Source organism: Nocardioides sp. InS609-2, assembly GCF_023208195.1.
Lineage (GTDB): Bacteria > Actinomycetota > Actinomycetes > Propionibacteriales > Nocardioidaceae > Nocardioides.
Map to the genome: position 1 here is coordinate 1,063,095 of NZ_CP060034.1, position 25,166 is coordinate 1,088,260.

The 25,166-nt window shown below is 69.7% G+C and carries 26 protein-coding genes; 6 read left to right on the plus strand and 20 right to left on the minus strand.

The window, feature by feature from the left end:
* Nucleotides 1–75 precede the first annotated feature (75 nt).
* The 3 genes from H4Q84_RS05605 to H4Q84_RS05615 form a co-directional block, all read right to left on the minus strand.
* Nucleotides 76–1,527, minus strand: coding sequence for a GDSL-type esterase/lipase family protein (locus H4Q84_RS05605; RefSeq protein WP_248582418.1), 1,452 nt, complete (start codon nucleotides 1,525–1,527; stop codon nucleotides 76–78).
* A 238-nt stretch (nucleotides 1,528–1,765) separates the two neighbouring features.
* The gene (locus H4Q84_RS05610; protein ID WP_248582419.1) at nucleotides 1,766–2,815 is read right to left on the minus strand and encodes an iron-siderophore ABC transporter substrate-binding protein; all 1,050 of its coding nucleotides are present in this window, start codon (nucleotides 2,813–2,815) and stop codon (nucleotides 1,766–1,768) included.
* A 78-nt stretch (nucleotides 2,816–2,893) separates the two neighbouring features.
* On the minus strand, nucleotides 2,894–3,967 hold the full coding sequence (locus tag H4Q84_RS05615) for a branched-chain amino acid aminotransferase (protein WP_248582420.1): 1,074 nt from the start codon (nucleotides 3,965–3,967) through the stop codon (nucleotides 2,894–2,896).
* A gap of 107 nt (nucleotides 3,968–4,074) precedes the next feature.
* Between H4Q84_RS05615 and H4Q84_RS05620 the strand changes: the two genes are divergently transcribed.
* A complete protein-coding gene (locus H4Q84_RS05620; RefSeq protein ID WP_248582421.1) occupies nucleotides 4,075–4,479 on the plus strand; it encodes a hypothetical protein in 405 nt (134 codons plus the stop codon).
* A gap of 17 nt (nucleotides 4,480–4,496) precedes the next feature.
* Here the strand turns inward: H4Q84_RS05620 and H4Q84_RS05625 are convergent, their stop codons facing one another.
* Nucleotides 4,497–5,561 carry a 3-isopropylmalate dehydrogenase gene (locus H4Q84_RS05625; RefSeq protein WP_248582422.1) on the minus strand — a complete coding sequence of 355 codons (1,065 nt, stop codon included), beginning with the start codon at nucleotides 5,559–5,561 and terminating at the stop codon, nucleotides 4,497–4,499.
* Nucleotides 5,562–5,572: 11 nt separating this feature from the next.
* Nucleotides 5,573–5,710: a hypothetical protein gene (locus H4Q84_RS05630; RefSeq protein ID WP_248582423.1), complete on the minus strand. Its 138-nt coding sequence runs from the start codon at nucleotides 5,708–5,710 to the stop codon at nucleotides 5,573–5,575.
* A 245-nt stretch (nucleotides 5,711–5,955) separates the two neighbouring features.
* Here H4Q84_RS05630 and H4Q84_RS05635 point away from each other — a divergent pair, with 245 nt between their 5' ends.
* Nucleotides 5,956–6,522 (plus strand): class I SAM-dependent methyltransferase, encoded by a 567-nt coding sequence (locus H4Q84_RS05635; RefSeq protein WP_248582424.1) that lies wholly within the window; start codon nucleotides 5,956–5,958, stop codon nucleotides 6,520–6,522.
* A 63-nt stretch (nucleotides 6,523–6,585) separates the two neighbouring features.
* Here the strand turns inward: H4Q84_RS05635 and H4Q84_RS05640 are convergent, their stop codons facing one another.
* The gene (locus H4Q84_RS05640; RefSeq protein WP_248582425.1) at nucleotides 6,586–7,269 is read right to left on the minus strand and encodes a hypothetical protein; all 684 of its coding nucleotides are present in this window, start codon (nucleotides 7,267–7,269) and stop codon (nucleotides 6,586–6,588) included.
* Between the two features lie 62 nt (nucleotides 7,270–7,331).
* Between H4Q84_RS05640 and H4Q84_RS05645 the strand changes: the two genes are divergently transcribed.
* Nucleotides 7,332–8,771, plus strand: coding sequence for a PLP-dependent aminotransferase family protein (locus H4Q84_RS05645; RefSeq protein ID WP_248582426.1), 1,440 nt, complete (start codon nucleotides 7,332–7,334; stop codon nucleotides 8,769–8,771).
* Between the two features lie 128 nt (nucleotides 8,772–8,899).
* Here the strand turns inward: H4Q84_RS05645 and serA are convergent, their stop codons facing one another.
* The 3 genes from serA to H4Q84_RS05660 form a co-directional block, all read right to left on the minus strand.
* On the minus strand, nucleotides 8,900–10,489 hold the full coding sequence (serA, locus tag H4Q84_RS05650) for a phosphoglycerate dehydrogenase (RefSeq protein ID WP_248582427.1): 1,590 nt from the start codon (nucleotides 10,487–10,489) through the stop codon (nucleotides 8,900–8,902).
* Nucleotides 10,490–10,603: 114 nt separating this feature from the next.
* Nucleotides 10,604–11,059 (minus strand): hypothetical protein, encoded by a 456-nt coding sequence (locus H4Q84_RS05655; RefSeq protein WP_248582428.1) that lies wholly within the window; start codon nucleotides 11,057–11,059, stop codon nucleotides 10,604–10,606.
* A 146-nt stretch (nucleotides 11,060–11,205) separates the two neighbouring features.
* Entirely contained in the window at nucleotides 11,206–12,660 is a 1,455-nt protein-coding gene (locus tag H4Q84_RS05660) for a cytosine permease (RefSeq protein ID WP_248582429.1), read from the minus strand.
* A gap of 142 nt (nucleotides 12,661–12,802) precedes the next feature.
* On the opposite strand from H4Q84_RS05660, the gene H4Q84_RS05665 reads away from it, so the two are divergent.
* The gene (locus tag H4Q84_RS05665; protein ID WP_248582430.1) at nucleotides 12,803–13,144 is read left to right on the plus strand and encodes a hypothetical protein; all 342 of its coding nucleotides are present in this window, start codon (nucleotides 12,803–12,805) and stop codon (nucleotides 13,142–13,144) included.
* A gap of 80 nt (nucleotides 13,145–13,224) precedes the next feature.
* Nucleotides 13,225–13,947 (plus strand): flavodoxin family protein, encoded by a 723-nt coding sequence (locus tag H4Q84_RS05670; RefSeq protein ID WP_248582431.1) that lies wholly within the window; start codon nucleotides 13,225–13,227, stop codon nucleotides 13,945–13,947.
* Between the two features lie 3 nt (nucleotides 13,948–13,950).
* Here H4Q84_RS05670 and efeB read toward each other — a convergent pair whose 3' ends face one another.
* The 9 genes from efeB to H4Q84_RS05715 all read right to left on the minus strand — a co-directional run bounded on the left by efeB (nucleotide 13,951) and on the right by H4Q84_RS05715 (nucleotide 22,948).
* Nucleotides 13,951–15,231, minus strand: coding sequence for an iron uptake transporter deferrochelatase/peroxidase subunit (gene efeB, locus H4Q84_RS05675; protein ID WP_248582432.1), 1,281 nt, complete (start codon nucleotides 15,229–15,231; stop codon nucleotides 13,951–13,953).
* A 14-nt stretch (nucleotides 15,232–15,245) separates the two neighbouring features.
* On the minus strand, nucleotides 15,246–16,415 hold the full coding sequence (gene efeO / locus H4Q84_RS05680; protein ID WP_248582433.1) for an iron uptake system protein EfeO: 1,170 nt from the start codon (nucleotides 16,413–16,415) through the stop codon (nucleotides 15,246–15,248).
* Between the two features lie 25 nt (nucleotides 16,416–16,440).
* Nucleotides 16,441–17,307 carry an iron uptake transporter permease EfeU gene (gene efeU / locus H4Q84_RS05685; RefSeq protein WP_248582434.1) on the minus strand — a complete coding sequence of 289 codons (867 nt, stop codon included), beginning with the start codon at nucleotides 17,305–17,307 and terminating at the stop codon, nucleotides 16,441–16,443.
* Between the two features lie 70 nt (nucleotides 17,308–17,377).
* On the minus strand, nucleotides 17,378–18,073 hold the full coding sequence (locus H4Q84_RS05690; protein ID WP_248582435.1) for a DsbA family oxidoreductase: 696 nt from the start codon (nucleotides 18,071–18,073) through the stop codon (nucleotides 17,378–17,380).
* 41 nt (nucleotides 18,074–18,114) lie between these two features.
* The gene (gene ilvC, locus H4Q84_RS05695) at nucleotides 18,115–19,143 is read right to left on the minus strand and encodes a ketol-acid reductoisomerase (RefSeq protein ID WP_282580315.1); all 1,029 of its coding nucleotides are present in this window, start codon (nucleotides 19,141–19,143) and stop codon (nucleotides 18,115–18,117) included.
* Between the two features lie 111 nt (nucleotides 19,144–19,254).
* Nucleotides 19,255–19,800: an acetolactate synthase small subunit gene (gene ilvN / locus H4Q84_RS05700; protein WP_248582436.1), complete on the minus strand. Its 546-nt coding sequence runs from the start codon at nucleotides 19,798–19,800 to the stop codon at nucleotides 19,255–19,257.
* A 64-nt stretch (nucleotides 19,801–19,864) separates the two neighbouring features.
* On the minus strand, nucleotides 19,865–21,628 hold the full coding sequence (locus H4Q84_RS05705) for an acetolactate synthase large subunit (protein WP_248582437.1): 1,764 nt from the start codon (nucleotides 21,626–21,628) through the stop codon (nucleotides 19,865–19,867).
* A 235-nt stretch (nucleotides 21,629–21,863) separates the two neighbouring features.
* A complete protein-coding gene (locus H4Q84_RS05710; RefSeq protein WP_248582438.1) occupies nucleotides 21,864–22,532 on the minus strand; it encodes a 4a-hydroxytetrahydrobiopterin dehydratase in 669 nt (222 codons plus the stop codon).
* Nucleotides 22,529–22,948, minus strand: coding sequence for a VOC family protein (locus H4Q84_RS05715; protein WP_248582439.1), 420 nt, complete (start codon nucleotides 22,946–22,948; stop codon nucleotides 22,529–22,531). The genes H4Q84_RS05710 and H4Q84_RS05715 overlap by 4 nt, the downstream gene beginning before the upstream one ends.
* A gap of 74 nt (nucleotides 22,949–23,022) precedes the next feature.
* On the opposite strand from H4Q84_RS05715, the gene H4Q84_RS05720 reads away from it, so the two are divergent.
* Entirely contained in the window at nucleotides 23,023–23,469 is a 447-nt protein-coding gene (locus H4Q84_RS05720) for a hypothetical protein (protein WP_248582440.1), read from the plus strand.
* Here the strand turns inward: H4Q84_RS05720 and H4Q84_RS05725 are convergent.
* Together H4Q84_RS05725 and H4Q84_RS05730 are read right to left on the minus strand one after the other, a co-directional pair.
* Complete coding sequence (locus H4Q84_RS05725) at nucleotides 23,441–24,151, minus strand: GNAT family protein (RefSeq protein WP_248582441.1); 711 nt, start codon at nucleotides 24,149–24,151, stop codon at nucleotides 23,441–23,443. The two genes, H4Q84_RS05720 and H4Q84_RS05725, sit on opposite strands and share 29 nt — an antisense overlap.
* Nucleotides 24,148–25,164, minus strand: a complete 1,017-nt coding sequence (locus H4Q84_RS05730; protein WP_248582442.1) for a S66 peptidase family protein — start codon at nucleotides 25,162–25,164, stop codon at nucleotides 24,148–24,150. The genes H4Q84_RS05725 and H4Q84_RS05730 overlap by 4 nt, the downstream gene beginning before the upstream one ends.
* Nucleotides 25,165–25,166: the final 2 nt, after the last annotated feature.

Genomic DNA, 25,166 nt, shown 5'->3' on the forward strand with positions numbered 1-25,166 from the left:
GTCCACGTCAGGACGGTCCGGTTCCCCTTGTCGGGGGGCCTTGGCTGCGAGGAGCACACGATCAAAGCAGCGTCGTCACATCGGGCGATGACGTGGAGCCACGTGGACGCGTTGGGTCGCGCGCACGGACGGCGCGACCCGATCGCGGTAGACGACGCGGAGCCTGGTGGTCCCGGCATGGCGGAGGCGGAGCGAGAGTCGCACCGTCCCGTGGTCGCTCCTGTGCAGCTTGGTGGTCACCAGCTTCCGGTGGCCAGTCACATCACGCACGATCACCTTGCCGTGTGGCCGCGAACCGTCGGAGAGCCTGACCGCGACCCTGAGGCGGACCTTGTCGCCGGCGTGTACCCGGTGTGGGTGAAGCCTGACGCGCAGCTTCGCTCGTGCGCCGGTCTGGGTGCCGACCGGCGGGCCCGTCGGGGCACCCAACGTGCCACGGGTCTGGAGCATCTCGGCGTACGCCGCTTGCCCCAACCGGTTGGGGTGGTACCAGACCTCGCTCGCGTCCCCGTCCCCCACCTGGTTGACCCAGCGGTCCGGGTTTCCCAGCGGAGTCGTCGCGTCGGGCTCGTGTCCCGAGAACTTCTCCGGCACACCCGCGACGAACGTCAGTTGTCCCGGGTGGCCGACGTTGGCGACGGGGACGTTCGCCGCGATGGCGGCGTTGCCCTCGGAGACCAGGGCACGGACCTGGTCGCCAGCGGCGTAGCCGGGCGGGTCGGGCAGGGTGAAGTCGTTGTCCACCTGGAGCCAGGGATAGCCGAGCTGCACCAGCTTGGCGTCGTCGCGCAATCCGTGGGCCCGGATCGCGGCGACGTCGGCCAGCAGACGCTCCCGGATCTGCGGCAGCAGCGCCCGGGCGCCGTCGACCTTGCCCTGGCATCCGCTTGAGCTGCGGAGCCCGGGCACGAAGCAGTTCTGCACGATCGAGCTGAAGCCGGCGTCGTTGCCGCCCATGGTGAAAAGCACGAGGTCGACGTTGCTGCTCACGAAGTCGGCCTGCGGCCGGAGGTTGCGGGTGCAGTCGTAGGCGACGACCACCGGGCTCACGGCCGTGGCGCGATAGGTCCAGAACTCCTCCCCGGGGAACGCGTGGGTGTTGCACGGGTCGCTCTGCGCCAGGCTGGCGTCGGCTTCGGCCGCGGTCGTCACGCCGGCAGGTGTGGGCTCGACCTTGCTCGCGGTGTCCATCGCCCGGGGCGAGGTGATGTCTGCGGTCACGCCACCGCTGCAGGCGTGGTTGACCAGCAGCACCGGCTGGCCGATCGCGCGCAGGGCCGCGGCGTACTTCTCGCTCCAGTTCACCGTGCTCCGGCGGCACCCGTCGGGACCGTAGCCATGCACGGCGCCCTGTTCATCGGTGGCGCCGTTCCCAGCGGAGTAGGAGTCACCCAGCACCAGGATGTCGATCGTGTTGTCGCCGCTGGGGACCGCCCCCGCGGCGTTCGCGGTCGGCGCGATCAGCAGACCAGCGACCAAGGCGCTCGCAGTCAGGATAAGCGCCAGTCGAGCCGGGCGAAGTGGCATGTGTGGTGCCTTTCGAAGCGTCGTGGCGGTGTCGGTCACAACGAGCCGGCAAGCAGGACGTTATCCCCACGACCTCTGGTCGGCTTGGCTGCGCGTCGTGGCGCCCACCCGCCTTCTTGGTGACGTACGACGCCGGCCGCCGCGTGTGACGACGCCTCGAAATCGGATCGTGTGCACTCCACGCACTACGAAGGGCCCGTCTCTCCCCCGGGGAGACGGGCCCTTCAGCTTGTGTGGCTCAGTCCTTGACGACCTGGACCTCGGTCTTCGGGTCACCGTCGACGGCCGCGGCCAGCTGCGGCACATAGCGCTCGAGGACGTATGGGATGCTCAGCGGCGTCACCATGCTCTGCGCGACATAGTAGGCACCGCCGTTGGCGTCGCTGATGTCGAACCAGCGGCCCTGTCGATGCGCAGGCGTGCTCTCGAACAGCTTCTTCATGCCCGCGTCGGCGGCCTCGTAGTCGAGCCAGACGACCGCGTCGAGGTCAGCGAGGTCGGAGGTGCGCTCGGCACTGAGCGACCAGCCGAACGCGTCGGTCTCCGGGTCGACCAGCGCCCCGGGGAACTCGAAGCCGAGCTCGTCGAGCATCTGGCCGCGCGAGTCCTCCTCGCCGTAGACGAAGAGCCCCTCGTACGGCGTGACCACCGCGGCCTGGGCGTCCTCGAACTCGGGGTGCTCCGCGGCCGCTGCCTCGAGCTGGCCCTCGACGTCGTCGATCAGCTGCTCCGCCTCCGCCGGCTTGCCCACCGCGGTGCCGACCAGCTCGGTGATGTCCTGCCACGAGGAGGTGTAGTCGACCTCGTCGGCAGACGCCACCGTGGGCGCGACCTTGGAGAGCAGTGCGTACTCCTGCTCGGTCATCCCGGAGTTGATGGCGATGATGAGGTCCGGGTCGAGCGCGGCGACCTTCTCGACCTCGATGCCGTTGGTGGAGTCGAGCACCTCCGGGAGCTCACCCCCGGCAGCCGCCAGGGCGTCGGTGGCCCACGGGAAGATCGCGCCCTCGGCCTCACCGAACCACCTGGTCACGCCGACCGGCACGACACCCAGTGCCAGAAGGGCGTCCTGCTCGGTCAGGCCCACCGTGACGACGCGCTTCGGCGCCGAGGTGACCTCGGTGCTGCCGAACTTGTGCTCGATCGTGGCGGGGAAGGCGCCCGTCTCGGCAGCCGGAGCGGCGACCGCGCCGGCGTCCGCGGCGGTCGTCGAGGCCGGGTCTACGCCACACGCGGTCAGTCCGAAGGAGGTGGCAAGGGCGAGAGCGAGCAGCGGCGGGGAGCGCATCGGCGAGCCTTTCAGATCAGGTAAGGCTTACCTTACTCAACCTGGGCTTTGGTCGCGCTGCTTACCCCCGGGGAGCGGTCAGACCACGCGGTGCATCCAACCGAAAGTGTCCTCGGCGCGGCCGAACTGCACGTCGACGAGGTTCTGCCGGATCTGCATCGTGATGTCGGTCGCGGCCGGCGCGGGCACGTCGCCCTCGTCCGACCGAAGGGTGCCGACCGGGGTCACGACAGCAGCAGTGCCGCAGGCGAAGATCTCGGTGATCGCGCCGCTCGTCACGCCGTCGCGCCACTCGTCGATGGAGAACTTGCGCTCCTCGACCTGGTGGCCGAGCTTCCCCGCCAGCTCGATGATCGAGGCACGGGTGATGCCCTCGAGGATGGTGCCGGTCGCGGGGGTGACGATGCGGCCGTCGTCGAAGACGAAGTACATGTTCATGCCGCCGAGCTCCTCGACGTACTTGCCCTCCTGCCCGTCGAGGAAGACGACCTGGTCGCAACCGTGCTGGGTCGCCTCCTGCTGGGCGACGAGCGAGCTGGCGTAGTTGCCGCCTGTCTTGGCCGCGCCCATGCCGCCGCGGCCGGCGCGGGTGTAGTCGTTGGTGAGCCACAGCGACACCGGCTTGACGCCGCCCTTGAAGTAGGCGCCGGCAGGCGAGGCGATCACCATGAACGTGACGTGCTTTGCCGGGCGCACGCCGAGGAAGACCTCGGAGGCGAACATGAACGGCCGCAGGTAGAGGCTCTTCTCTCCCCCGCTCTCAGGCACCCAGCGCTCGTCGACCTGGACGAGGGCGTCGACGGCCTTGACGAAGTCGTCGACCGGCAGCACCGGGAACGCCAGCCGGCCACTGCTCCGGCCCATCCGCTTGGCGTTCTCCTCGGGACGGAACGTCCACACCGAGTCGTCGGCATGGCGATAGGCCTTCATGCCCTCGAAGGTCTCCTGCGCGTAGTGCAGCACCGCGGTGGCAGGGTCGAGCGAGAGCGGCCCGTACGGCGTGACACGAGCCGCGTGCCAGCCGTCGTCGGGAGTCCACTCGACCGTGACCATGTGGTCGGTGAAGTACTGGCCGAAGCCGGGGTCGGCCAGGATCTCGGCGAGCCGGGAGTCGTCGACCGGTGACGTGGCGAGGGTCGTGCTGATGTCCATGGCCACACGGTATCCAACGGTCTGGGCCAGTGACCTGTAGGTCCCGATAAGATTCGCGGTATCACCCCTTGAGGTGATAACAAAGGCCTCACATCGGGAGGGGCGGCATGAACGGTTTGACGGAGCAGTCGACCACGTCGGACGTAGTTGTCCTGCAAGCGGAGGTCGAGCGTCTGCGGCGGGAGAACGCCGAGCTCCAGTCCCGTCTCTCGCACGGTGACCGGCAGGCAGCCCTGCTGATGTCCCAGGCCCAGGAAGTCGCCGACAGCCTCATCGAGGAGTCGGTGCACCGGGTCGAGCGGATGATCAAGGCGGCCCGCGCCACTGCGCCGTACGCCGGGATCGCCGAGATCCTGCAGCTCAGCAAGCAGGCGCACGAGCAGCTGTCGGGCGCGACCTCGACGCTGGCCCGGCTGATCGACAAGATCGAGCAGCCGATCAACTACAAGGAGCCGGCGCCGGACCCGCTGAGCGACCGGGTGCCGAAGCCGCGGTTCCGCACCTCCCGCTGACGCAGCTCGATCAGCAGTCAGCCGAGGCGAGCCACGATCGCGTCGCCCACGGCGCCCGTCGTCCGGGTCTCCCCCGGCAGGCGGGCGGCGAGGTCGGCGATCACGGCCGCCTCGACCGCAGCCGCGGTGTCGGCGTACGAGAGGTGCTCGAGCAGCAGCGCCACGGACAGGATCGCCGCGGTGGGGTCGGCCTTCTGCTGGCCGGCGATGTCAGGCGCCGACCCGTGCACCGGCTCGAACATCGAGGGTGCGGTGCGGTCGGGGTTGATGTTCCCCGACGCAGCCAGCCCGATGCCCCCTGTGATGGCGGCGGCGAGGTCGGTGATGATGTCGCCGAAGAGGTTGTCGGTGACGATCACGTCGAAGCGGGCCGGGTCGGTCGTCATGAAGATCATCGCCGCGTCGATATGCATGTAGTCGACGGTGACCTCCGGGAAGTCGCGAGCGACCTCCTGGGTCAGCCGCCACCACAACGACCCGGCGTGCACGAGCACGTTCGTCTTGTGAACCACGGTGAGCTTCTTGCGCGGCCGGTGGGCGGCGCGGGTGAACGCGTCACGCAGGACGCGCTCCACGCCGTACGCCGTGTTGACGCTGACCTCCGTGGCGACCTCGGCGGGCGTGCCCACGCGCAGGGCGCCACCGTTGCCGGTGTACGGGCCCTCGGTGCCCTCGCGGACCACCACGAAGTCGACGTTGCCGGGCGCGGCCAGGGGCGACGTGACGCCCGGGAAGATCCGGCTGGGGCGCAGGTTGACGTAGTGGTCGAGCTCGAAGCGCAGCCGCAGCAGCAGCCCGCGCTCGAGGAGTCCGGGCGGGAGGTTCGGGTCGTTCGGCTTTCCGCCCACCGCACCGAGCAGGATGGCGTCGTGCTCGCGGATCTCGCTGAGCACGGCGTCGGGCAGCACCTCACCGGTGGCGAGGTAGCGCTCGGCGCCCAGGTCGTAGCGGGTGGCCTCGACCTTGACCGGCGCGACCGCCTCCAACACCTTGAGGGCCTCGGTGGTGACCTCTGGCCCGATGCCGTCGCCGGCGATGACGGCGAGTCGGATGCTGGATGCGGCGTTCTGCAAAGAGCTCATGGAGGGCGAGGCTAGTTGTCGTCGGGCGTCTGGCCGCCGTTGTCTCGCAGGTCAAGAGAAGCCTGGACTGCGCGGGCGGCTGCCTCGGCGCTGTGCGGGTTCTCGGGGCTGTGGCTGGCGGGTCCCCATTCGGGGTACATGTCGTACATGGCGGTTCCTCGGGTTCGCGTGGCGGGAGTCTGACCAAAGCTCCGGGACCGCACGTCGAACACACCGCGGCGAGTAGGCCCCGGTGGACAGTTCAGATCTGTCAGGCCTCGCCGCGGCAGCCGATGAGTACGAACACGCTCCGCATAGTAAGAGGAACGGTACGCCCACCCCGCGGGGCCGTGCACCACGATTCTCGAACTGGCCACATGTCGAGACATCTGGTCCAGGATGAAAGACTCGCCCCATGAGTGCTCCTCCCGACCTGCCCGACATCGTCGCCCGCGCGTTCGACGTCTGCCGCAAGGCGGGCTACGTGGCGTTCTGCCGCAACGAGACCGGACGACTGCTGGCCACCCTGGCCGCGACCCGGGGCGGCACCATGGCGGAGTTCGGCACCGGGTGCGGCGTCGGCACGGCGTGGCTGCGCTCGGGAGTGCGCACCGACGTACGCATCGTGACCGCCGAGCTCAACCCCAAGCTGGCGACCGCCGCCGCCGAGATCTTCGAGGACGACCCGTCGGTCGACGTGCTCGCCGCCGACTGGTCGACGCTGACCGACCAGGGTCCGTTCTCGCTGCTGTTCCTCGACTCCGGTGAGCCCGACAGCGTGCGGGTCGACGCGGTCGCCGACCTCGTGGAGCCCGGCGGGCTCGTCGTACTCGACGACTTCACCCCGTGCGAGGTCTGGCCGCCGATCCATCGGGGCCGGGTCGACACCCTGCGCGAGGAGTGGCTGACCGACGAGCGGTTCACCGCAGTCGAGGTGATGATCGCCTCGGACGCGTCTGCGGTCATCGCCACCCGCCGCTGATATCGGTGGTCGAGTAGCGAGCGCCAGCGATATCGGAGGTCGAGTGGCGAGCGTATCGAGACCCTAGCTGGCGATCGGCCGGTCGACCTCGGGGTCGAGCACCGGCTCCTCGGCTCCGACGTCGACCGTGCACCACGGCAGCATCGTGTGCACCAGCGGCCCGATCGCGAGCGCGTAGACGACCGTGCCGAGGCCCACCGCGCCGCCGAGCAGCCAGCCGACCGCGAGCACGATCACCTCGAGTGAGGTGCGCACCAGCCGGACCGAGAGTCCGGTACGACGCACCAGGCCGGTCATCAGCCCGTCACGCGGCCCGGGGCCGAGCTGCGAGCCGATGTAGAGCGCGCCGGCCAGGCCGTTGAGCACCACACCGCTGAGCAACATCGCCAGCCGCAGGGTGAGTGCGTCGGGCGGCGTGATGAGCGCGAGTGAGATGTCGGAGACGACGCCGATCACGATGGCGTTGGCGACAGTGCCGAGGCCGGGCATCTGCCGCAGCGGGATCCAGAGCAGCAGCACCCCGAAGCCGACGACGATGACGATCGTGCCGAAGCTCAGGCCGGTCTGCTCGGCCAGGCCGGCGTGCAGCACGTCCCACGGGTCGAGGCCCAGGCTGGCCTCGATCATCATCCCCATCGAGAACCCGTACAGCACCAGGCCGAGCGTCAGCTGCACGAGTCGGCGCGGCAGGCGCGGGGCGCGGAGCTGCTCGAGGGGGGTCAGGTGGGCCAGCGGCGTACGAGTCACGATCAATATTCTGACGTCGATTGGACTTGGAATGAATAGCCAATCGTGGAAGAGTGGCCTGCATGGCCGCCTCGATCAGCCCACAACGCGTTGCCACTCTCGTCGGTGACTTCGACCGCTCCCCCGCGTACGCCGGTCTGGCCGAGTCACTGCGCCTGCTCATCGGCGACGGCCGGATCGCGCTCGGCACCCGGCTGCCGAGCGAGCGCGAGCTGACCGCCACGCTCTCGGTCTCCCGCACCACGGTGACCCGGGCGTACGCCGCCCTGCGTGAGGTGGGGTACGCCGAGGCCCGGGTCGGCGCCGGCACGTTCACGCGCGTCCCGAGCGGTCGCACCCGAGCCCTCGACCGGGCCCTGCTCCCCCGGCCCGGCGACGCCGACGCCATCGACCTCAGCTGCGCGGCCACCTCCGCACCGGCGGGGGTCGGCACGGCCTTCGCCGCCGCGGCGACCGAGCTGCCGGCGTACCTCTCTGGGCCGGGCTACTTCGTGGCTGGCGTGCCCGAGCTCCAGCAGGCCATCGCCGCGACGTACGACGAACGCGGGCTGCCGACCGAGCCCGACCAGATCCTCGTGACGCCGGGGGCGCTGTCGGCCGCGTCGATCGTCGCTCAGGCGTTCACCGGGCCCGGCGACCGGGCGTTGGTGGAGTCGCCGTGCTACCCGAATGCGGTTGCTGCCATCCGGCACAGCGGGGCGCGCATCGTGCCGTCGCCGGTCGACCCCGACGGCTGGGACCTCGACGCGACCCGGGCCGTACTCCGGCAGACGTCGCCGAAGCTGGCCTACCTGATCCCCGACTTCCAGAACCCGACCGGGCACCTGATGACCGACGACCAGCGGGTCACGCTGGCCCGGCACCTGGCCGGCACGCGCACGATCGCCGTCATCGACGAGGCCCACGAGGCGCTCGCCCTGGAGGGACAGGAGATGCCCTTGCCGTTCGCGCACCACTCGCCCGGCGCCATCACCATCGGGAGCTCGAGCAAGACGTTCTGGGGTGGCCTGCGACTGGGTTGGCTGCGCGCCCCGCACGAGCACGTCGAGCGGCTCATCAATGCCCGACTGGGCCTCGACCTGGGCTCGCCGGTGCTGGAGCAGCTCGTGCTGAGCCGGCTGCTGGCCGATCGCGCCACCATCGTCTCCGCGCACCGCGTCCAGCTGCGCACCCAGCGCGATGCCCTCGTCGACGCGCTACGCCGCGAGCTGCCGTCGTGGACGTTCCACGTGCCCACCGGCGGACTGGCGCTGTGGTGTCAGCTGCCTCGCGCCGCTGGCACCGATCTCGCCGTCGAGGCCGAGCGGCACGGCGTGATCGTGGCGCCGGGGCCGGTGTTCGCCGCCGAGGGCGGCCTCGACCGGTTCGTCCGGATCCCGTGGACGCGTCCCGTCGACGAGCTCGAGGAGGCCGCCCGACGGTTGGCCGTCGCCTGGGACATCGTCATCTCCGACGCCGGCAGCGAGCCGGGCTCGCGCCGGGGGCGGGTGATGGTGGCCTGATTGTCCGGCCCTCGTTGGTCGAGTAGGGCGATGCGAAGCGAGCCCATATCGAGACCTCACCCCGGTCTCGATACACCCGGGTCGATACACCCGCACGTCCCTCGCGGGCACTCGACCACCGAGGACGGTCAGGACAGGTTGACCGCGCGTACCGACGTGGCGTCGATGGCGCCCTGGATCTCGGCCAGCGTCTCGGCCGGGATGGCAGAGTCGACCGACAGCGCCACCAGCGCGGAGCCGCCCTTGGCGTCCCGGGCGACCTGCATGCCGGCGATGTTGACGCCGGCGTCGCCGAGGATGCCACCGACGGTGCCGACCATGCCCGGGCGGTCCTCGTAGCTGAAGAACGCCAGGTGGTCGGTGGGCTCGATGTCGACGTCGAACCCGTTGACCTCGACGAGCCGCTCGCGCTGCCCGAGGCCGACCAGCGTGCCGCTGACCGAGATCTGGGACCCGTCGGCCAGGGTGCCGCGGATGGTGATCAGGTTGCGGTGGTCGGGGCTCTCGGGGTCGGCGACCAGCCGGACCGCCGTACCGCGCTCGGCGGCGAGCAGGGGGGCGTTGACGTAGGAGACCTGGTCCTCGACGACGTCGGTGAAGACGCCCTTGAGGGCGGCGAGCTCGAGCACCTTGACGTCGTACTCGGTGATCTCGCCACGGACCTCGACGTCGATCTGCTGGGCGACCTCGCCGGCCAGGGCGCTGAAGACGCGGCCGAGCTTCTCGGTGAGCGGGATGCCGGGTCGGACCTCCTCGGCGATGACGCCACCCTGGACGTTGACCGCGTCGGGCACGAGCTCACCGGAGAGGGCGAGGACGACGGAGCGGGCGACGGCGATGCCGGCCTTCTCCTGCGCCTCGTCGGTCGATGCGCCGAGGTGCGGCGTGGCGACGACGTTCTCGAGCTCGAAGAGCGGGCTGTCGGTGCACGGCTCCTTGGCGAAGACATCAAGGCCGGCGGCTGCGATGCGGCCGGTCTTGAGGGCGTCGTAGAGCGCGGCCTCGTCGACGATGCCACCACGCGCGGCGTTGACGAGCACCAGCTGCGGCTTGGCCCTGCCGAGCTCGTCGGCACCGATGAGGCCGACAGTCTCTGGGGTCTTCGGAAGGTGGACGCTCATGAAGTCGGCCTCGGCGAGCAGGGTGTCGAGGTCGACGAGGCGGACGCCCATCTGCGCGGCGCGGCCGGCCTGCACGTAGGGGTCATAAGCGATGACCTTCATGCCGAAGGCGCTGAGCCGCTGCGCGACGAGTACGCCGATGCGGCCGAGGCCGACGATGCCGACGGTCTTCTCGTAGAGCTCGATGCCGGTGTAGCGCGACCGCTTCCACTCGCCGTTCTTGAGGGCGGCGTGCGCGGGGCTCACGTGGCGGGCGGCGGCCAGCATCAGCGCGACGGCCAGCTCGGCGGCCGAGACGATGTTGGACGTCGGCGCGTTGACGACCATCACGCCGGCCTGGGTGGCGGCCTTCACGTCGACGTTGTCGAGGCCGACACCGGCGCGGGCGACGACCTTGAGACGCTTCGCGGCGGCGAGTGCTTCGGCGTCGACCTTGGTGGCGGAACGCACCAGGATCGCGTCGGCGTCGACGATCGCGGACAGCAGCTCGGCGCGGTCGGCACCGTTGCAGTTGCGGATCTCGAAGTCGGGGCCGAGCGCGTCCACGGTGGCGGGGCTGAGCTCTTCGGCGATGAGTACGACGGGCTTGTCAGTCACAGCGGGTCCTCAAGACAGATCATGGAACATGGTCGAGGTGCACGACGCTGTGCGTGGCCCAGCCTACCTCGCGTCGCGGACCCGGCCCGATCCGGTCTCAGTCCGGACCCCCGCTCAGTTCGGTCGGTCGTCGAGCCCGCCCGTGTGCCTGGCCGACTCGCCGAGACCGGTGTTGGCCACGCTCGCCAGGCTCGGGAAGTGCCCCCCGCCGACCGCCGCACCCTCCTTGACCGCCTTCTCGATCGCGTTGAAGTCGTAGTCGCTGCTGTCGACCGTCTTGATCTTCGACCCCGCGGTGCCGAGGGCGCCGAAGATGTCATCGAGCACCTCGCCGAGCTTGCCCATCGAGCTGATGAGGTTCTTGAGGAAGGTGCCGATCTTCGCGGTCCACTCCGTGACCTTGGCGCAGATCTCCCCGATGGCCTTGGGCGCGAGCACCAGGCTCAGCAGCTGGGCCAGCTTGGAGAGTCCGTAGCCCACCAGCTGCGAGAAGCCGTCGCGCACGAGGGCGCGGACCCCGGCCACGAGCGCACCGGCCACCTCGACACCTGCCGCCACCCCGTTGACCACGGTGCCGAAGCCGTCGATGATCTCCGAGGTTGCTGCAGCCGGCGGTATCGGCCAATCCCGACCTCGCGGCGGACGGGCTCACCCGCGCGTCGATCGCAGCCCCCGACCGCATCAGCGCCCGCAGGGGACTCTGATCCGGCTCGACCTCACGCCTCCTGGCGCGCCACCGTTCCGCGCCGGGCGACGTACGTCACGACGAAGCCGATCAGCAGGGCGAAGAGCACGCCGAGGTTCGCGAACGCCCACGCGCCGTCCTTGCCGCCGAAGCCGAGGCCGAGGAGGTAGCCCTGCCAGTTGTTCCACGAGGCGTCGTCGGAGAACGTGTTGATGACGAACCCCCAGCCGACGAGCGATGCCACCACGAGGGTGCCGATCGAGACCCAGTCGAACGCGCCGTACCGACCGTTGGGGTCGAACAGGTCGACGTCGTCGTAGTCGCGTTTGCGGAGCGCGATGTCGGCGATCATCACGCCGGCCCAGGCCGCGAGCGGGACCCCGAGGGTGATCAGGAAGCTCTGGAAGGGGTTGATGAAGTTGTCGGCGAAGAAGACGACATAGATGGTGCCGATCGTGAGGAGTACGCCGTCGACGAAGGCCGCGTGCGGCCGGGCCAGGCGTACACCCAGGGAGAGGAGTGTCAGTCCCGAGGAGTAGATGCCGAGCACCGCGCCGCTGACCAGGGCCAGGATCGCCGCGAGCAGGAACGGTACGAGGAACCAGGTGGGCAGCAGGGTGGCGAGCGTGCCGATCGGGTCAGCGGCCACGCCGTCGAGGATCTCCGGCGACGAGCCGGCCAGCGCCAGCCCGAACACCACCAAGATGGTGGGCGCGAGCGCGCCACCGAAGGTGTTCCAGCCGACGATGGCGGCGTTGGACGCACCGCGGGACTGGTAGCGCGACCAGTCGGCGGCGATGTTGATCCAGCCCAGTCCGAAGCCGGTCATCACCATCACCAGCGCGCCGATCACCGCCTGGTTGGAGCCCGACGGGATCGCCTGCACGGCCGACCAGTCGATGTCGTCGATGGTGAGCACCATGTAGAGCACCGAGACGATGCCGGTGATCCAGGTCAGCCACGACTGCATCCGCATGATGACGTGGTAACCCGCGACGCTGGCGCTGACGATCAGTGCCGCAACCACGGCCGCGGCGACGATCTTGGTGCCGGTGCCGCCGCCCCAGCCGAGGCGGTCGAAGATGGTGGAGGTGGCGAGCACGGCCAGGATCGCGAGGAACGTCTCCCAGCCGATCGAGACCAGCCATGAGATGACGCCGGGGACCTTCTGGCCGGTGACGCCGAACGCCGCCCGGCTGAGGATCATCGTCGGCGCGGAGCCGCGCTTGCCAGCGATCGCGATGACTCCGCAGAGCGCGAACGACACGACGACGCCGACGACCGCGACCAGCACGCCCTGCCAGAACGAGATGCCGAAGTAGAGGATGAACGCCGCATAACTGAGGCCGAAGACGCTGACGTTGGCCGCGAACCACGGCCAGAACAGGTCGACGGGTCGCGCCGTGCGGTCGGCCTCGTCGATGATCTCGATGCCCGTCGTCTCGACACCGAGGCGGCGGGTCGCGTCCAGCGTGTGCTCGCTCATGGGTTCATCGTCGCGCACTCCGACATCGCCCGGTAGTCCAGTCGGAACTTGTCGTCTCGCGGGCCGTCGTACGACGAATTGCGACTGGACTATCCCGGCATCCGGGCGACGCTGATGGTCGCGCACGTTCGCGCGTCCCCGCATGACGATGCACCTCGACGCCGCGCAGGGCGAGGTGCTCGACACGCTCTCCAGCGCCCTGGACCTCGCCGGCTTCCGGACCAAGGACCGCGATGCCAGCGGCTTCCGGGCACGGCGCATCCCGTGGTTCGGCTGGCTGAGCTCCGCGGCCGTCTCACCCTGCGTGCTCCGGGTCAGCCTCACCGGCGGTGGTGTGGAAGTAGTCGTCGAGAACACCGGCGCCACCCCGGCGCCGCGGCGGGCAGCCGAAGGGCTGAGTGGGGCCATCGACGGCTTCCGCAGCCGCGGCGTCGCCGTAGACTGGAGCCAGTGGGAACCCGCTCTTCCCCCGCCCAATAGCTGACCCGCGAGCGGCCGACGGACGTTCGGGATCCGTCACATCTGGCCGGTCCCCGGCGCCGTACGCGCCGCTACTGTCGAGCCATGGCTGACAACGAGTGGGACTTCACGGGCCTCGAGGCCCTGTTCATCAACACCACCCTCAAGCGCTCCCCCGAGCTCTCAAACACGCAGGGGCTCGTCGACATCAGCGCGGCGATCATGGAGAAGCACGGCGTGAGCGTCGACCAGTTCCGGGCGGTCGACCACGACATCGCCACGGGTGTCTATCCCGACATGACCGAGCACGGGTGGGCGACCGACGAGTGGCCGCAGCTGTGGCCGCGCGTGGAGGCGGCCCACATCCTCGTCGTTGCCGGCCCGATCTGGCTCGGTGACAACTCGAGCATCACCAAGCAGGTCATCGAGCGGCTCTACGCCCACTCCGGCGAGACCAACGAGCACGGGCAGTACGCGTTCTACGGCCGGGTCGGCGGCGCGCTGATCACCGGCAACGAGGACGGCGTGAAGCACTGCACGTCCAACATCCTCTACAGCCTCCAGCACATCGGCTACACGATTCCGCCGCAGGCCGACGCCGGCTGGATCGGCGAGGTGGGGCCGGGGCCGTCCTACCTCGACGGGGGTTCGGGTGGGCCGGAGAACGACTTCACCAACCGCAACACCACGTTCATGACGTGGAACCTCATGCACTTCGCGCAGCTGCTGAAGACGGCCGGCGGCGTCCCCGCGCACGGCAACCAGCGCAGCGCCTGGGACGACGGCGAGAGGTTCGACTTCGAGCAGCCGAACCCGGAGTACCGCTAGCAATCAGGCGAACACCGACTGGCCGACATACTCCCCCGCGCGCACGCCGGGCGGTACGGCGAAGATCGCGGACGAGGTGAACTTGAGGTACTCCATCAGCGCGTCCTGGCGCGACATCGCCAGCTGCATCGGGATGAACTGGGTGCGCGGGTCGCGCACGTAGGCGATGAAGAAGAGCCCGGCGTCCAGGCCGCCAAGTGGGTCGCTGCCGTCGACGAAGTTGTAGCCGCGGCGCAGCATCCGGACCCCGTTGTTGGCGTCGGGGTGCACGACCCGCACGTGCGCGTCGGTGGGAATGATCGGCTCGTTGTTGCTGCCCCCCATGTCGAAGTCGGGCTCGGTGAACTCCTTGCCGCCCGACAGCGGCGCGCCCTCGCCCTTGCTGCGGCCGACGAACATCTCCTGGTCGCCGAGCGGCTGGCGGTCCCAGGTCTCGATGCGCATGTTGATGCGTCGCGCCACGAGGTAGGAGCCGCCCGCGAGCCAGGCCTGGTCGTCGGAGCCGTCGACCCACACGTGCTCGTCGAGGGCGTCGGCCTCCTCGGCTTTGACGTTGGCGGTGCCGTCCTTGAAGCCGAAGAGGTTGCGCGGCGTCGACTGCGACGTGGAGGTCGTCGACGTACGCCCGAAACCGAGCTGCGACCACCGCACACTGACGGTGCCGAAGCCGATGCGCGCCAGGTTGCGGATCGCGTGTACGGCGACCTGCGGGTCGTCGGCGCAGGCCTGGATGCAGAGCGCGCCACCCGACCGGCCCGCGTCGATCACGTCGGCCGGGAAGTGTGGGAGCTCCTCCAAGGCCTCGGGCCGGCGGTCGGCGAGCCCGAAGCGGTCCTTGCCGTCGGCGTCACGGAAGAGCGACGGACCGAAGCCGAACGTGATCGTCAGGCCGCTCGCCGGCAGGCCGATCGCCTCGCCCGTGTCGTCGGGTGGCAGGTTGGTCGCACCCTCCACCGGGCCGATCTCGCCGGCCGGCTCACCGCGCGTCATCCGCTCTGCGGCGGCGGTCCAGGCCTTCAGCAGCTCGACCAGGTCGTCACGGTCGGCGGTAGCGAGCACGTCGAAGGCGGCGAAGTGCAGCCGGTCCTGCGCCGGGGTGGTGATGCCCGACTGGTGGTCGCCACGGAACGCGTACGACGCCGGGCGCGAGGCCGCTCCCGCAGGATCGCTCTCGGTCAGCCGACCTGCCGCGAAGGCCCCGGCCCCGGCGACGATGCCGGCAGCGGCGACGCCGCCGCCGAGCAGTCGGCGCCGGGAGACGGGGTGTGCGGTGGGCTCAGTCATCACGAACGACCTGGTCAGGCCAGCACGGCCGCGGTCAGCCGCGAGAGCGGCTCGGACAGGGCGTTGACAGCGTCGGACAGGGCCTTGATCTCGTCCTGCTCGATCTCGTCGTACAGCGTGAAGCCGCCGCCGGCCCGCTGGGCGTCGAGCAGCACCTCCAGCTCGTCGAAGCGCGCCTGCAGCTGCTCGGCGAGGTCGGGGTCCTTCTGCTCCAGGATCGGCTTGACGCCCTCGAAGCCCACCTTGGCGCCGTCGACGTTGGCCTGGAAGTCGTAGAGGTCTGTGCGCGACCAGTACTCCTCCTCGCCCGTCACCTTGCCGCTCGCGACCTCTTCGAGCAGGCCACGCGAGCCGTTGGCGATCTCGTCGATCGTGTAGGTGAGCTCCTGGATGCGGCCGTCGAGCGTCTCGGTGTTGGCAAGCAGGTCATCGGCGTACGTCGCCCGCTGCTTGTCCGTCAGGGCCTGGTAGCCCTCGGCACGCGCGGGCCAGAGGTCCTTCTCGATGAGGTGCCAGCCGGTCCACTTCTCACCGGGCGCCAGGTCGGCCTCGCGGGCGTCCATCTTGGGGTCGAGGTCACCGAACGACTCGGCGACGGTCTCGATGCGCTCCCAGTGGGTGCGGGCGTCGGCGTACAGCGTGCGAGCTGCGTCGTCGTCACCGGACTTGTAGAGGTCGACGAACTCGCCGGTCTTCACGAGCAGCTGCGCGGACTGGTCCTCGACGTACGCCGCGTAGTTGTCCTGCGCCTGGTCGATGAGCTCCTGGTCGTCGGCGGTGACGTCGGCGGCGTCGGACTCGGTCACGACGAAGTCGGCGCGGATGCCCTCGCCCTTCATGCCGGGCTTGCAGGCGGTGACGTAGTTTCCGGCCGGCACCTGGGTGGTGAGCGGCTTGGTGCTCTGCGGGCCGACGTTCTCGACCTCGGCGACGATCTGCAATCCGTCCTCGGCGAGCAGGTAGAACTCGGTGACCTCGCTGCCGGAGTTGGCGACGTTGAACGTCAGCGTGCCGGCCGGGGCCTCGGTGCCCGACAGGCCACAGGCGTCGTCGGACGACTCGACCGCAACCCTCCGGGCGTCGGCGGCGTCGCCATCGCCGGCGGACTGCTTGGTGCTCTCGGTGCCGCAGGCGGCCAGGACCGGGAGGGCGACGAGCAACGTCGCGACGAGGGTGCGCTTCACGGGTGTCCTTCGGGGTGAGTCGGGTTCAGGAGGAGACGGGCTGGGGAGCAGGCTTCGGAGCCGCGGAGCGGCGGTGGATGACCCACAGGAACAGGGCCATCACTGGTACGACGTAGAGCACCCACGTCAGCCCCTCCAGCACGCTCGGCGACGGCGTGAAGTTGAAGAGCCCGGCCAGCAGAGAGCCGTACCAGGAGCTGGCGTTGAGGTACGCCGAGATGTCGAAGAGCGTGCGGCCGGCACCGGGCAGCACGCCGGCTTCCTGCAGGTCCTTCACGCCGTACGACAGCACGCCGGCGGCGACCACGATCAGCACCGCGCCAGTCCAGGTGAAGAAGCGGGTGAGGTTGATCGTGAGAGCGCCCCGGTAGATGAACCACCCCAGCACCATGGCGACGAGGATGCCGACGATCGCTGCGATCAGCGGGCCGGAGTTGGTCTCGAAGCCGTCGGGCATGTCACGTCCGGTGGCGTTGCGGGTGTTGGTCCACAGGATGCCGGCGGTCTCCATGCCCTCGCGGCCGACCGCGAGGAAGGCGATGACGACCAGCGAGAGCGGGCTGTCGGCGGCGTCGTCGATGCGGCCGCGCAGGTTGCGGGCGATGCCTTTGGCGGCCCTGGCCATCCAGAAGACCATCCAGGTCACGAAGGCGGCGGCGAGCAGCGACATCGTGCCGCCGAGGATCTCCTGGGAGCGGAAGTCGAGCTGGCGCGACTGGAAGCCGAGGTAGAGCGTGAAGCCGACGCTCAGCGCCACCGCGGAGACCACGCCGAGCCAGATCCACTTCAGGAGGTGGCGTCGGTCGGACTTGACGAGATAGGCGACGAGGATGCTGATGACCAGCGATGCCTCGAGGCCCTCACGCAGGCCGATCAGGAAGTTCGCGAACACGAAATGGGATGTTACGCCCGACCGTTAGGTTTGCCTAACCTATGTCTGTCGTGGTCTTGCCACAGTGGCGTCAGATCGCGCAGCCGTCCGGTCCGCAGGCCTCGGAGTCCCCGCCCGCGAGCACGCTGAGCTGCGGGTGACCCGCGGCCCAGGCCTGGTCGAGAGCCTGGGCGAACACTTCGGCCGGCTGGGCGCCGGAGATGGCGAACTTCTCGTCGACGACGAAGAAGGGCACGCCGGTCGCGCCGTACGCCGCGGCCTGGCGGATGTCTGCCTCGACCTCGTCGGCGTGCACGTCACCGGCCAGGACGGCGGCCACGCGCTCGGCGTCGAGTCCGACCGACGTGGCGATCTCGGTGAGGACCGCGTGGTCGGCGACGTTGCGGGCGTCGACGAAGTAGGCCTCCAACAGCGCTTCCTTGAGCGCGCCGCGCCGCTCCCCCGCTGCGTGCAACAAGCGGTGGGCGTCCATGGTGCCGACGCGCTGAGCCTGGCCCAGACGGAAGAGCAGGCCCTCCTCGGCGGCCACGGCTTCGACCCGGTCGACCATCTGCTGGCCCGCGGCCTGGCCGCCGCCGTACTTGCTACCCAGGTGCTCGGCGACGGTCTCGACCGGGCTCGTCGGTGCCGACGGGTCGAGCTGGAACGAGCGCCAGACCAGCTCGACGTCGTCACGGTGCTCGAAGCCGGCCAGTGCGGTCTCGAGGCGGCGCTTGCCGATGTAGCACCACGGGCAGACGACGTCGGACCAGATCTCGATACGCATGACCGGCCCAACGCCGTCGCCGCCCGTTTGCTTCCCGCTGCTCAGCGAGCTGACGTGCCCTCGACGTAATCCGAGTCGTGGCTCTTGACCCAGGCCATCAGCTTGCGCAGCTCGCGACCGGTCTGCTCGATCGGGTGCTGCTCGCCCTGCTCGCGGAACCTGGTGAACTCCGGGGACCCGTTGTCCATGTCGGTGATGAACCGCTCGGCGAACTTGCCGTTCTTGATGTCCTCGAGAACGGCGACCATGTTCGCCTTGACGTCGGGAGTGATCACGCGGGGGCCGGAGACGTAGTCACCGAACTCGGCCGTGTCGGAGACCGACCAGCGCTGCTTGGCGATGCCGCCTTCGTACATCAGGTCGACGATGAGCTTGAGCTCGTGCAGGCACTCGAAGTACGCGACCTCGGGCTGGTAGCCGGCCTCGGTCAGGACCTCGAAGCCGTACTGCACCAGCTGGCTGGCGCCTCCGCAGAGCACAGCCTGCTCGCCGAACAGGTCGGTCTCGGTCTCCTCGGTGAAGGTCGTCTTGATGCCGCCGGCACGAAGGCCGCCGATGCCCTTCGCGTAGGACAGGGCGAGGTCCCAGGCCTTGCCCGAAGCGTCGGCCTCCACGGCCACGAGCACGGGCACGCCGCGGCCGTCGACGTACTCGCGACGCACGAGGTGACCGGGACCCTTGGGGGCGACCATGAAGACGTCGACGCCCTCGGGCGGGGTGATGTAGCCGAAGCGGATGTTGAACCCGTGGCCGAAGACCAGGGTGTCGCCCGCGGCGAGGTGCGGCTCGATCTCCTCGGCGTACAGCTTCCGCTGGTGCTGGTCGGGCGCGAGGATCACGACGACGTCGGCCTCCTCGACCGCCTCGGCGGGAGTGAGGACACGCAGGCCCTCGGCCTCGGCCTTGGCGCGGCTCTTGGAACCGGGCTGCAGTCCGACCCGGACGTCGACGCCCGAGTCGCGCAGGGACAGGGCGTGGGCGTGACCCTGGCTGCCGTAGCCGATCACGGCCACGTTCTTGCCCTGGATCAGGGACAGGTCAGCGTCGTCGTCGTAGAACATCTCAGCCACGGTGCGGCTCTCCTTGTGTTGGGTGTTTGGCGGAACGTTTGTGAGCGTGTCGTGAGGTTTGTGGGGATTGCCTGCGTCACAAAGGTGACGGTCCCCCGCTGAGGCGGGGGATCATGACGCGACACCGGCTCGGGCGGGCGCGACCGGCACGGGTCGGACGGTGCGTTCGGTGATGGAGCGGCTGCCGCGACCGATCGCGACCATGCCGGACTGCACGAGCTCGCGGATGCCGAACGGCTGCAGTACGGCGAGGCACGCGGCCAGTTTGTCGCTGGTGCCCGTGACCTCGATGGTGACGGCGTCGAGGGTGACGTCGACGGCCTTGGCCTCGAAGAGCTGGACGGCGTCGAGCACCTGGCCGCGGGTGTCGGCGTTGGCCTTCACCTTCACCAGCAGCAGCTCGCGGTTGACCGATGCGGTGCCGTCGAGCTCGACGATCTTGAGGACCTCGATCAGCTTGTTGAGCTGCTTGGTCACCTGCTCGAGCGGGGAGTCGTCGACCGCGACGACGATGGTCATGCGCGAGACCTCGGGATCCTCGGTCGGGCCGACCGCGAGGCTGTCGATGTTGTAGCCACGGCGGCTGAAGAGGCCGGCGATGCGGGCCAGGACGCCGGGCTTGTTCTCCACCAGCACGGAGAGGGTGTGCTTGGTCATGGGGTGACCTCCTGGGTCTGGATAGGCTCGCTGCGCTCGCTACTCGACGCACGAACGGCGCACATCACAGGGCGTCCTCCTCGAACTCGGGAGCCAGGTCGCGGGCGTACAGGATCGCGTCGTTGCTCGTGCCGGCGGCCACCATCGGCCACACCATCGCGTCGCGGTGGACCCGGAAGTCGACGACGACGGGCTGGTCGTCGATCGCCATCGCCTTCTCGATAGTCGCGTCGACGTCGGCCGGGTCGTCACACGCCAGGCCCACGCAGCCATAGGCGTCGGCGAGCTTGACGAAGTCGGGGATCCGCTTCGAGTGCAGGTCGGTGTTGCTGTAGCGCTCGTTGTAGAAGAGCGTCTGCCACTGCCGGACCATCCCGAGCGACTCGTTGTTGATGATCGCCACCTTGATCGGGATGCCCTCGATGGCGCAGGTGGCGAGCTCCTGGTTGGTCATCTGGAAGCAGCCGTCGCCGTCGATCGACCACACCGTGGCGTCGGGACGGCCGACCTTCGCGCCCATGGCCGCCGGCACCGAGAAGCCCATCGTGCCGAGGCCACCGGAGTTGATCCAGGTGCGGGGGTTCTCGTAACCGACGAAGTGCGCCGCCCACATCTGGTGCTGGCCCACGCCCGAGCAGTAGATCGCCTCGGGGCCGGCGATCGCGCCGAGCCGCTCGATGACGTACTGGGGCGAGAGGCTGCCGTCGGCAGGCGTGTCGTAGCCGAGCGGGTACGTCTTCTTGATGCCGGCGACGAAATCGACCCACTGCTCGTAGTCGCCGGTGTTGCCGGCCTCGACCTCGGCACGCAGGGCCACGACCAGGTCGGCGATGACCTCGCGGCAGTCGCCAACGATCGGGACGTCGGCGTGCCGGTTCTTGCCGATCTCGGCCGGGTCGATGTCGGCGTGGATGACCTTGGCGAGTGGCGCGAACGAGTCGAGGTTGCCGGTGACGCGGTCGTCGAAGCGCGCGCCCAGGCTGATGATCAGGTCGCTGCGCTGCAGTCCGGCCACCGCGGCGACGGTGCCGTGCATGCCGGGCATGCCGAGGTGCTGCGCGTGGCTGTCGGGGAACGCGCCGCGAGCCATCAGCGTGGTGACCACGGGGATGCCGGTCAGCTCGGCCAGCTCACGCAGCTCGCGGGACGCGGCCGCGCGGATGAGGCCGCCGCCGACGTAGAGCACGGGCCGCTGCGACTCGAGGATCAGCCGGGTCGCCTCACGGATCTGCTTGCTGTGCGGTCGGGTCACGGGGCGGTAGCCCGGCAGCGACAGCTCGGTCGGCCAGGCGAACGACGTCATTGCCTGGAGCGCCGACTTGGCGACGTCGACCAGCACCGGGCCGGGGCGGCCGGTCGAGGCGATGTGGAACGCCTCGGCGACGGTGCGCGGAATGTCGGCCGGGTCGGTGACCAGGAAGTTGTGCTTGGTGATCGGCATCGTGATGCCGCAGATGTCGGCTTCCTGGAAGGCGTCGGTGCCGATGAAGTTGGCGCCGACCTGGCCGGTGATGGCGACCAGCGGCACGGAGTCCATGTGGGCGTCGGCCAGCGGCGTGACGAGGTTGGTGGCACCGGGACCGGAGGTGGCCATGCAGACCCCTACGCGACCGGTTGCCACGGCGTACCCCTGGGCGGCGTGACCCGCGCCCTGCTCGTGGCGGACCAGGATGTGCCGGATCTGGGTCGAGTCCATCAACGGGTCGTACGCCGGCAGGATCGCTCCGCCGGGGATGCCGAAGATCGTCTCCGTGCCCGCGTGCTCCAGCGATCGGATCAGGCTCTGTGCACCGGTGAGCTGTTCACCGGTCGCGCCCTGCTCACTCATCTCGTCGGTTCCTCATCGTCGTTGCTCGGCCAACAAAAAACCCCTCGGCCCGGCGGGCGGCGAGGGGTGACGCGTGTGCAGCGAGGCTTGGGGCCTCAGCTCACGCGTCGCGTGCGTACAAGAATGTCAGTGCGCATGCGCTTACGTTGCTCGCCGTCGCGTTCCGTCGTCAAGCCAGTGTGTCACGCGTCCCACATGCTGGAACGCGTGTCCCATCATGTGATCGCGCGGCGCGTTACCTGCTGAGCGGCGTGCAGATGCACGAGCGGTTGCCGTCGGCGTCCGCGACGACCCAGAACGCCGGCGCCTCCGCATCGCTGACCAGCGAGCCGCCGGCATCGAGCACGGCTTGCAGGCGTTGCTCGGCCTGGTCGTGAGGCACCCAGACGTCGAGATGGAAACGCTGCTCGACCTCTCCCTCGGCCCGCTCGTGGTCGAGGTCGATGCCCTGGAACCAGATCGTCGGCACCTGGCCGGTCGGGTCGAGGGCCTCGCCCTGCTTGGCCTCGGCACCGGTCAACGCCGCCCAGAACGGCACGAGCCGCTCACCGTCGGCGGCGTCGAGCCCCAGCTCGACACGGGTCAGCGACGCCGGGTCGGACTGCACACCTGCCTCGGCGGCGTAGGAGCTGATCAGTCGCGCGAGGTCGATGTCGCGCGAGGTGAGGCCTCCGACGTCATGGCTGGAGAGGGTGACGGCGACCGACGGATAGGTGAGCGTGATGTCGGGATGGTGGCCGGCCTCCTCGGCGGCAGCGCCGATGCGGTCGACCAGTGCCAGGCCCGTGGCGAAGTCACCCGTCAGGAACCGCGCAGCGAGCGAGTTGAGGATCTTCCTCCAGTCGTCGAGGCCGGCGGCGAGCACGTCGTCGTGGCTCAGCTTCTGCTTTGGGTCGTCACTCATGGCAGCACTTCCTGTCCGATGGGGCCGGGGTTGTGGGCGACTTCCCAGCGGAAGCCGTCGGGGTCGGCGAAGTAGCCGGAGTAGCCACCCCACTCGCGCTCTGCACCTGTCTGCACCGGGTCGGCGCCGGCCTCGCGGGCCGACTCGAGGACCTGGTCGACGCCGTCGGTGGTCGCGCAGTTGTGGGACAGCGTGATCGGCGCGACGCCTCCGCCCCGGTTGATCGGCTGGCCGACCTCGGCCTCGAAGGCCGTCTCGTCCCACAGGGAGAGCACGACCTTGTCGGCGACCTTGAACATCAGCACCTCGCCGGGCACGTCGACCGCGGACTCCCAGCCCAGGCCGTCGACGTAGAACCTGCGTGACGCCGGGAGGTCGCGCACGGCGAGGGTGATGAAGCTGATGCGTTGGTCCATGAACCTCACCCTCCCACGGCTCACCGACAGTCGCCACGAGCCGGCGGCTCGTGACGCAGTGCCAGACTTCCGGCATGTCTCTCGGCAACGCGATCCGTGCCGCCACCAGCGGAGTCCCCCGTCTGTACGCCGCGGCGCGAGGCAGCGGCGCCAGCCACCGCGACGCCCTCGGCATGGTCGCCGCGTCGGCGGCCGCCCTCGTCATCGCGGCCCGGCGACACCCCAGCGAGTGGCGCGAGCAGAATGCCGTGCGCCACTTCTCCTGGCAGGCATTCTTGACCGCCCGCTACGGCCGCGAAGCGGCGAGCGCGCTGGCGCTGGCCCACGAGCAGCGCTCGTCGGACGCCGCCGACTCGGCGGTCGACCGGGCCAACAACACAGCCGGTCAGGAGTACGCCGCGGCGCACTCCGCCGACCTCCAGCACGGGGCCGTGTGGGCGACCGTCACCAGCCTTGCCGAGGTGGCCGAGGGCGAGTGGGCAGCCGGCCGGCTCAGCGGGCGACGTCCGCCCGACGCGTGAGGTCGGACAGCGCCAGGCGCTGACGACCGTCGGCGTCGAAGTTGGCGTCGTCGAGCCACGTGTCGTAGGCCGCGGCGAGCGCCGGCCACTCGCCGTCGGTGATCGAGAACCAGTCGGTGTCGCGGTTGCGCCCCTTGTAGACGAGTGCGTTGCGGAACCGGCCCTCCCACACGAAGCCCAGGCGCAGCGCGGCCCGGCGCGACGGCCCGTTGAGGCTGTCGCACTTCCACTCGTAGCGGCGGTAGCCGAGGTCCTCGAAGACGTGCCGCGCGAACAGCATCATCGACTCTGTGGCCGCTCGCGTCTGCTGGAGCGGCGTGCCCAGGATGATCCGGCCGATCTCGACCGACCCGTTGTCGGCGTCGATGCGCATCAGGGACGCCATGCCCGCTGGGCCGGCGTCGGTGAGGATCGTGAAGGTCACCCAACCGGATCGGGCAACGAGACCGTCGATCCGCTCCCCCATCGCCTCGACTGAGGTGGGTTGCTCCTCGCTGATGTAGGTCCACACCGCGGCGTCGTCGGGCCCGCACAGGACGTCGTACAAACCGTCGCGGTGGGCCTGCGACGTCGGCTCGATGCGCACGTGCTTGCCGGTCAGGGTCACCGGAACGGGCCGCTCTCGTGGCGACCAGTCGACGGCATCGCCGATCTGCTGGCCGTCGGCGTTGGTGCGGCTCACGCGAGCTCTTGGGTGATCTCGCGGGTCGTGCCGGCCACGGTGACGTGGGCGAGGGCGCCGTTGACGAGCGGCAGGTGCGGCGGCACGTGGCCGCACTCGATGTCGAAGACGATCGGTAGGTCGAGCATGCCGAGGGCGTCGACCACCGCGTCCCGCTGGCTGAACTCGCCCGAGTCCGGGGCGCTGGTGCGTCCGATCAGGATGGCATCGGCGTCATCGAACCAGCCAGCCAGCCGCAGTCCGTGCAGCTTGCGGCAGATCTCCAGGGCTGGATCGTCGGAGGCCTCGAGGTAGACGATCAGCCCTTCGTCGGCGTGCTCGCGGCCGAACCCGGCGACATCGCCGTACTGCGTCCCGGTGAGGTTGCTGACCGTCTCGATGCAGCCACCGATCAGCCGGCCGGTGACGTCGAGCCCTCCCCCACCGTGCACCTCCCAGGTGCCCTGCTCGTCGAGGTTGTAGGTGTCGTCGGTGGGGTCGGTCTCCCAGTCGCCGTAGCCGTTGCGGCCGAAGACGCCGGTGGCCCGCTGGGTGACCGGCTCGGTGGCGGCCGCGAGGTCGGTCCAGTGCACGAGGCCGTCGGCGGCGGCGTACGGCGTGTCCATCAGGTTGGTGCCGTGCATCGTGGCCCAGCCCAGACGCAGGGTCAGCGGGAGCATCCAGGTTGTGGTGTCGGAGAACCCGAGCACCCACGTCGGCTCGAGGTGCTGGAGCGCGTCGTACTCGATCCGGTCGACGAGGTCGATCGCGGTCTCACCACCCCACGGGGGCACGATCGCCTTGATGGTGTGATCGAGCAGCATCCGGTTGAGCTCGGCGGCGCGCTGCTCGACCGGCGCGCTGACGTGGCTGGGCTGGCCCATGCACTCGCCCACCTCGACCTCGTAGCCACGCTCGCGCAGCCAGCCGACCGCGAAGTCGAGGCGGGGTCTGAGGGAGTCGGGCACCCCGCTCGACGGGCTTGTGACGCCGATGCGGTCACCCGGGCGCAGTGGTGGTGGGAAGCGGATCATGG